The organism is Mycobacterium sp. TH-M25 (assembly GCF_057473665.1).
The window spans coordinates 1-7,464 of sequence record NZ_JBYCLA010000582.1; the positions used below are offsets into that span (position 1 = coordinate 1).

Annotated in this window: 8 protein-coding genes and 1 pseudogene; 7 read left to right on the top strand and 2 right to left on the bottom strand. The window is 64.8% G+C overall.

Going from position 1 to position 7,464, the window contains the following annotated elements; all coding sequences use genetic code 11:
• Positions 1-417: pseudogene (locus tag AC2VOU_RS19430) on the bottom strand (hypothetical protein); the annotation flags it as partial.
• A gap of 587 nt (positions 418-1,004) precedes the next feature.
• On the opposite strand from AC2VOU_RS19430, the gene AC2VOU_RS19435 reads away from it, so the two are divergent.
• Both AC2VOU_RS19435 and AC2VOU_RS19440 read left to right on the top strand, forming a co-directional pair.
• Positions 1,005-1,325, top strand: coding sequence for a hypothetical protein (locus tag AC2VOU_RS19435; protein WP_486958827.1), 321 nt, complete (start codon positions 1,005-1,007; stop codon positions 1,323-1,325).
• The gene (locus AC2VOU_RS19440; protein WP_486958828.1) at positions 1,271-1,825 is read left to right on the top strand and encodes a DinB family protein; all 555 of its coding nucleotides are present in this window, start codon (positions 1,271-1,273) and stop codon (positions 1,823-1,825) included. The genes AC2VOU_RS19435 and AC2VOU_RS19440 overlap by 55 nt, the downstream gene beginning before the upstream one ends.
• A 16-nt stretch (positions 1,826-1,841) precedes the next feature.
• On the opposite strand, the gene fadD2 is transcribed toward AC2VOU_RS19440, so the two are convergent.
• Positions 1,842-3,518, bottom strand: coding sequence for a long-chain-fatty-acid--CoA ligase FadD2 (fadD2, locus tag AC2VOU_RS19445; RefSeq protein WP_486958829.1), 1,677 nt, complete (start codon positions 3,516-3,518; stop codon positions 1,842-1,844).
• Between the two features lie 272 nt (positions 3,519-3,790).
• Here fadD2 and AC2VOU_RS19450 point away from each other — a divergent pair, with 272 nt between their 5' ends.
• From AC2VOU_RS19450 to AC2VOU_RS19470, 5 genes are all read left to right on the top strand, one after another.
• Positions 3,791-4,771, top strand: coding sequence for an ABC transporter substrate-binding protein (locus tag AC2VOU_RS19450; RefSeq protein WP_486958830.1), 981 nt, complete (start codon positions 3,791-3,793; stop codon positions 4,769-4,771).
• Positions 4,768-5,391, top strand: coding sequence for a 5-oxoprolinase subunit B family protein (locus tag AC2VOU_RS19455; protein ID WP_486958834.1), 624 nt, complete (start codon positions 4,768-4,770; stop codon positions 5,389-5,391). Before AC2VOU_RS19450 ends, AC2VOU_RS19455 begins: the two co-directional genes overlap by 4 nt.
• A gap of 3 nt (positions 5,392-5,394) precedes the next feature.
• Positions 5,395-6,270: a 5-oxoprolinase/urea amidolyase family protein gene (locus AC2VOU_RS19460; protein ID WP_486958831.1), complete on the top strand. Its 876-nt coding sequence runs from the start codon at positions 5,395-5,397 to the stop codon at positions 6,268-6,270.
• 21 nt (positions 6,271-6,291) lie between these two features.
• Positions 6,292-6,837, top strand: coding sequence for a GNAT family N-acetyltransferase (locus AC2VOU_RS19465; RefSeq protein WP_486958832.1), 546 nt, complete (start codon positions 6,292-6,294; stop codon positions 6,835-6,837).
• A 164-nt stretch (positions 6,838-7,001) separates the two neighbouring features.
• Positions 7,002-7,298 (top strand): hypothetical protein, encoded by a 297-nt coding sequence (locus AC2VOU_RS19470; RefSeq protein ID WP_486958833.1) that lies wholly within the window; start codon positions 7,002-7,004, stop codon positions 7,296-7,298.
• The last annotated feature ends 166 nt before the right edge of the window (positions 7,299-7,464 follow it).

Here is a 7,464-nt window from a genome sequence, read left to right on the forward strand (position 1 = left end):
GGGGAACGGCGGGCGTCCGGGGAACGGCGGGCGTCCGGGGAACGGCGGGCGTCCGGGGAACGGCGGGCGTCCGGGGAAGTGGTCTCCACGGCCGAAGTGGTCGCCGCGCCCGAAGGTGTCGCCGCGGCCGAAGTGGTCATCGCGGCCGAAGTGGTCGCCACGGCCGAAGTGGTCATCGCGGCCGAAGTGGTCATCGCGGCCGAAGTGGTCATCGCGGCCGAAGTGGTCGTGATGCCCCATCGGGTCGTGATGCCCCATCGGGCCGTGGTGGTCCATCAGGTGGTGCCCCATCGGGACGTGGTGTAACGGCGCTGCGTTTGCCGCGGGAGCCGCACCGACCAACATGGCGCCGGCGACTGCAGTCGCACCGGCTGCACCGACGGCCAGGCGGCGGACCGAAGATAGTGAAATCGACATTTCGAATGCTCCTTGTCATCTGGGGGCTTGACACCAGAAACGCTAAATGTCGTTCCTTAGCAAACCATAAAATTGGCCATTAATAATGGTAAGAATCTGGATCTTCTTTTTTTTCTGGCTATTTCATAGAGCGGTCCTAAAAAGTACTGAGATGAATGGTTTCATTTTACTGCTTTCCGAAGCTCATTTTATCCGTGCTTACTGAAATCAGTACCTATGATTTCGTCATATTCCCACGTAAGAGCACCTTTAAGGCGGTACTGAGATCCGTAGCCACGGACATCCGGACCTCCGTATATATCATTCATATGACCTCAGTATTAATGGTTATAGTCAGCAGATCAGTACATCAATGGCAAAGTCAGTAAATCGCCAATTATGGCCCGCCATTGAGACCAATAGATTGCAACCAGCAATCAGTAATTTACAACGGTAGCGGGCCTTGATGCCGGCGCGGAGGGCACGGCTACGGCCGAAGGTCCGTCCACCGGGACCGGGTTTCGCCGATCCCCGACCTCTCGACGTCGCCGATCCGCATTGACTGCCCGACGTACATCCTGATGTACTGACGTAGTCCTGCAGGAAAGGTGCGAATAAACCCGATGGACTCCAAACCACCGTCGTTCCGCAAGCCCCCCGCGCGCGCCGACGCGGCCGCGCCCACCGAACGCATCGCCGGCATCCGGCCCAACGACGACAAACGAGCGCGCAGTCAACGCACAAGGCGCACCGTCGACCTCACCCCCGCCACCCACCGCGCCCTCGACATCTGGCAACGAGACGCCGCCGACCGCCTCGGACTCGCCCGCGTCACCGGACAAGAAGTCCTCTGCGCCCTGATCGAGCAATTACTGTGCGACCCAAAGCTCTCCACCGAAGTGATCCGACGCATCCGGGACCGGCGCTGAAGCAACAACCCCACCAGCGGACGCAAGCCACCGGCGACGAAAGCCACACACTCACGTCATTCCTCGACGATTACCGCGACATCGTGGTGCGCAAGGTATCCGGTCTTTCCGACACCGATGCCCGGCGCCGCCTCGTCACGTCGCCGACGACCGTGGGCGGGCTGGTCAAGCACTTGCGTTGGGCCGAATACGGGTGGTTCGACCAGCTATTACAGGAACGAAGCGATGACAACCGTCGCGTCCACGAACGCTCCTGGGAGTTCGAGTTCCTGCCGGACGAAACGCTGCCGACGCTGATCGCCGAGTACCAAGCCCAATGCGAGGAGTCCCGGCGAATCGCGGCGCAGTATCCGCTCGATCACGTGGTGCCCCACCGTCACCTGGAGGCAGTGTCGCTGCGCTGGATCTACGTACACATGATCGAAGAGACCGCCCGCCACACCGGGCAAATCGACATCCTGCGCGAACAGCTCGACGGCGCAACCGGGTTCGACGGCTGACGCTTCGCCGATCGAGCTAGTCGGCGTCCATATCGCGCAACTCGCGCTTGAGGATTTTCCCGGTCGGGTTACGCGGCAGTTCGTCGAGGAAGATCACCTCGCGCGGCACTTTGTATCTGGCCAGCTGATCTTTCACGTGCTTTTTGACGGTGTCTTCGTCGAGGCTCGAGTTCTCCTTCTTGACCACGAAGGCCCGCAACCGATGGCCCCATTCCTTGTCCTCGACGCCGATCGCGGTGGCCTCGACCACATCGGGGTGGGCGCTGATGCAGTCCTCCACTTCGGCCGGGAAAACGTTCTCGCCGCCGGACACGATCATCTCGTCGTCCCGGCCGCTGATGTAGAGCAGGCCGTTCTCGTCGAAGTAGCCCACGTCACCTGAGGACAGCAGGCCGTCGATGATCTGCTTGCCGCCACCGCCGGTGTAACCCTCGAACGGGAACGTCGTGCCGACGAAGATCCGTCCGACCTCGCCCTGCGGCAATTCGGTGCCGTTCTCGTCGTAAATCCTGACCTTGACGCCCATGACCGGGGGGCCGGCCGTCGTGGAATTGAACTCGAGGTGCTGGGGGCCGGCGATGGTGGCGAAGGAGATCTCGGTGGAGCCGTACATGTTGTAGACAACCGGGCCGATGTCCGCCAACGCGCGCTCAGCCACATCGGCACCCAGCGCAGAACCCGAGGCGAAGACGATTCGCAGGCTCGACAAGTCGGGCTTGCGGTCCATCTTCTCCAGCGCGTCGAGCATCCGCGACAGCATGACCGGCACCACGACCACCGCAGTCACCTTGTGTTTTTCGATGTCTTCGAAGACCTGCTCCGGCTTGAACTTGCTGTGCAGCACCAGCGTCGACCCGAGGAACATGCCGATGGTGGCGTGCAGGAAGCCCAGGGCGTGGAACATCGGCGCTGGCAGCGAGGTCACCTCGTTGGCCTTGAACGGCACGTGCGACAGGATCCCGCCGATCGGCGCCAACGTCGGCGGCAGGCTGCGGTTGGCGCCCTTGGGCGTACCCGTGGTGCCGCTGGTCAGGATGATGATCGACGAATGCTTGGTGGCCTTGGGCGCCGGCGATTTGCTGTTGACGGCCACCAGATCGGCCAGCGTCTCATCTTTGCTGCCGGAATCCTTGCCATCCGGATTAGTACCCAGCGCCCGCAGCTTGCCCAGCGGCGGCTCGGCCTTGCTCACGTCATCGGTGTACTCGTCGTCGTAGATGATCAGCTTGGCGCCCTCGCGCTCGGAGACCTCCGTGATCTGCGGGCCGGAGAACGAACTGTTGAGCAGGATGATGCGAGCGCCAACGCGCGCGCAGCCGAATTCGGCGACCGCGAACCAGCGGTGGTTGCGCGCGAGGAGCGCGACGCCGTCACCGCCCTTCACCCCCTTGGCCAGCAACCCGTGCGCGACGGCGTTGGCCGCCTCGTCGAGTTCCCGGTAGGTGAATTCACCCTCGTCGTCGATGATCGCCGCCCGACCAGGCGTCCGCCGAGCGTTGAACGCCGGCAGCATCCCGATCTCGCCCCACTTCGCGATGTCGACCGCCATCGCGGCGTAGTTCAGCGGGTTGTCCAACCTAAAGATGCCGGACTCGATGATCTTGCGGAGGTAATGCAGTTCGTACACACCGCGTTCGGCATATTGCTGAACCTTGGCTGCCGCCTGCCCGGGCAGCTGGAGGAGATTAGGCATGCCCTCACCCTATGTGACCGACGTCGCACCGCGGGGGGAACGCTTTGCCGAATAGCCATCTCCCTCATGGCTGCGGTATCGGTGGACGTAGGCCGACGGCGCACTGCGCGGAGTCGCGGGTCGGCCCATGATCCTGAAACGGTTCGTCAAAGGCCTCGACCAGTTACTCACGCTGGCAGCAGCGGCCGCCGCAGGAGGAGTTGATTGCCGACTACAGCCCCTGGATGAACAAGACCACCGGTCCGACTCGCTGACTTCGCTAGGCTCACGCCGTGGACCAGCAATGGAATCGCCGCGGGTTCCTGCGCGCAGGCGCGGCTGGCGGACTGCTCGCACTCGCGGGCTGCTCGCCAGACAAGGCGCCACCGGCCGTGACCGGCGGCGGCAAGGGTCCGGTCACCATCACCCACGCCTTCGGTGCGACGACGATCGCCGAGCCACCCAAGCGGGTGGTCAGTGCCGGCTTCACCACGGGGGACGACCTGCTGGCGCTGGGGATCGTGCCCATCGCGGTGACCAACTGGTTCGGCGACCAGCCATTCGGGGTGTGGCCGTGGGCCCGGTCCAAGCTCGGGGCCGCTAAACCCGTTGTGCTGAACTTGAACAACGGGATTCAGGTCAACCGGATTGCGGCACTCAAGCCCGATCTGATCGTCGCCACCGACGCCGGTCTCGACCAGGACACCTATCAGAAGCTGACGGCGATTGCGCCGACGTTGGCGCAGTCCGATGGCGACGCATTCTTCGAGCCCTGGAAAGATCAGGCGAAAGCCATTGGTGAGGCGGTCTTTCAGTCCGGCCAGATGGCCGCGCTGATCACCGGTGTCGACAAAGGGTTTACCGCCGTCGCGGACAAGTACCCGCAGTTCAAGAACAAGCGGGTGCTACTCCTTCAGGGCAAGCTGCACGACGACAACGTGGTCGCGACCACCGGGTGGCAGACCGACTTTCTCACCCAGATGGGCCTGAGCCTCCCCGAAAGCCTCCGCGTATTGGCTGTCGACCAGCGGCGTGCATTCATTCCGCGCGACAAGATCACGTCGGTCCTCGGTGACGCCGAACTGCTGATCTGGACCACCGAGAGCGAAGCGGAACAGGCAGCCCTACTCGCGAATCCTGATGTGGCGGAGAATCGTTCGCACAGCATTTTCACCACCGAGGACCAAGCCGGAGCGATCGCCTATGCGTCGCCGCTGAGCTACCCGCTGGTGGCGGACCAGTTGCCGCCACTGATCGCCAACATCCTGCGCTGACCGTGCCAGTTCTCGACTACGGAGACCACGCGCTGTTGCTGCAATTCGACAGCACCGCTGAGGTGTTGGCGTGGTCGGCCGCGTTACGCGATGCCGCGATACCCGGCGTGCTCGACATCGTTCCGGCCGCGCGCACAGTGCTGCTCAAACTCGACGGGTCCGACCTGCAGAGCGCCGTGCGCCGTCGGCTTCAGTCCGTAGAGGTGGTGGCCGCCGACCTTGAAGCAGCGACCGCCGCGGGCGCGCCGCTGGTGATCGACGTCGTCTACGACGGCGACGATCTGCGCGAGGTGGCCGACCTGACCGGACTGACCACCGCCCAGGTCGTCGACGCCCACACCGCCAGGCTTTGGACCGTCGGATTTTGCGGTTTCGCACCGGGTTTCGCGTATCTGGTTGACGGTGATCCACGCCTGCGCGTGCCGCGTAGATCCGACCCACGGCCCTCGGTTCCCGCCGGCGCCGTCGGGTTGGCCGGGGAATTCACCGGAATCTATCCGCGTCGCTCCCCCGGCGGATGGCAGCTGATCGGCCACACCGAGGCCGTGTTGTGGGACGTCGATCGACCCGATCCCGCGTTGCTGAATCCGGGCACCCGAGTCCAGTTCCGATCGGCGTAGCGCATGCCGACGCTGGAGATCCTGCACACCGGACCGCTGGCGGTCATCCAAGACCTCGGCCGGGCCGGCCTGGCCCATCTCGGCGTCACTCGCTCGGGCGCGGCGGATCGCCGCGCGCACGCTCTGGCCAACCGGCTGTTGGCAAACCCCGGCGACCGCGCCACCATCGAGGTGACCATGGGCGGATTCGCGGCGCGGGTGCGCGGCGGTGACGTCGACGTCGCCGTGACCGGCGCCGATACCCATCCAGCCGTCGGCTCGAGATTGTTCGGCGCCAACAGCATTCACCACGTCCGCGATGGTGAGTTGATCTCGCTCGGCGTCCCGGAGTCCGGGTTGCGCACCTACCTGGGGATACGCGGCGGTATCGACGTTTCGCCGGTGCTCGGCTCGCGCAGCTACGACGTGCTGTCGGGTATCGGACCGCCGCCGCTGCGGCGCGGTGACGTGCTGTCGATCGGCGCACCCACCGAGGACTATCCCGCGCTGGACCAGGCTCCGGTCGCAGCGATCACCGGCCAACTCGTCGACCTCCTGGTCGTGCCCGGACCGCGCCAGAACTGGCTCGCCGATCCCGACGCCCTGGTGCACACCGTCTGGACCGCCTCCGATCGCAGCGACCGGGTGGGCATGCGACTGCAGGGGCGTCCACTGACCCACCGCGACCCGGTCCGCCAACTGCCGAGCGAGGGGGTTACCCGTGGCGCAATCCAAGTGCCGCCCAACGGATTTCCAGTTATTTTTGGCCCCGACCACCCGGTTACCGGTGGCTACCCGGTGGTTGGCGTGATCATCGACCGGGACATCGACAAGGTCGCCCAGGTGCGCGCCGGCCAACAGCTTCGACTGCGCTGGTCGCGCCCCCTGGCGGCGGAGTAGCCGAACTGGTAGACCAGCAGTGTGCCCACCCCGGTTCACACCGCGCGCCTGGTCCACACCGCCGATCTGGAAATCGACGCGCGGCAGCGTGCCCACGACATGGTCAGCGCGGCCTTCGGCGACGACTTCACCGACACCGACTGGGAGCACGCGCTGGGCGGCATGCACGCGCTGATCTGGCATCACGGCGCGATCATCGCGCACGGTGCGGTCATCCAGCGGCGGCTGCTGTACTGCGGCACGGCGTTGCGCTGCGGATACATCGAAGCTGTTGCCGTGCGCGAGGATTGGCGCGGGCAGGGGCTGGCTATCGCGATACTCGACGCCTGCGAACAGGTGATCCGCGGCGGGTACCAGCTTGGTGCGCTGAGTTCCTCGGACCGCGGCCGGCGCCTGTACACGCTGCGCGGCTGGTTGCCGTGGCGGGGGCCCACGTCAGTGTTGGCGCCCACCGGACAGACGAGCACTCCCGACGACGACGGGTCGGTGTTCGTCTTCCCGCTCGGGACCGACCTCGATCCCACCGCCGGTTTGGCATGCGACTGGCGCGACGGCGAGGTCTGGTAGCAGCGCCGACAACAGCGACACGGCGCTTGGCCGGGGCTGGTCCGTCGCTCCTCGCGCCGCACCTCGACAGCCGCCGCGCGTGATCTGGCTCACGCGTGCGCGGGGTACTCGATAGTATGGGTCGGTACTGTGATCCATGACACCTTTGCCAGCAAGGAGATCCGTTGTCCACCACTACCGAACTGAGCGAACTGCACGACCTCATCGGCGGGCTGCGGCGGTGTGTGAGTTCACTGAAAGCGCGCTACGGCGACAACCCGGCGGTGCGCCGCATCGTCATCGACGCCGATCGGCTTCTCGGCGATGTCGAATTACTCGACACCGATGTTTCCGAATTCGACTTGGGCCGTGTCGCCGTGCGGCAACCCAGCGAAAAGATCACCATTCCCGACACTGATTACGACCGCGACTTCTGGCGCGACGTCGACGATGAAGGTGTCGGGGGCCACCACCGGTCCTGATTTCACGCCCCGATGAGAACCATTGGGGCATGCCTGGGTAGTCTTCGACGAACACCCCGTTCGAAGAGGAACATTTGATGAGCGCACCCACGGCGAACCGTCCTGCGTCCGGTGTCCTTTCACCCACGCGAGCACGCATCGATCAGCGAACGCTTCGCACCGACCG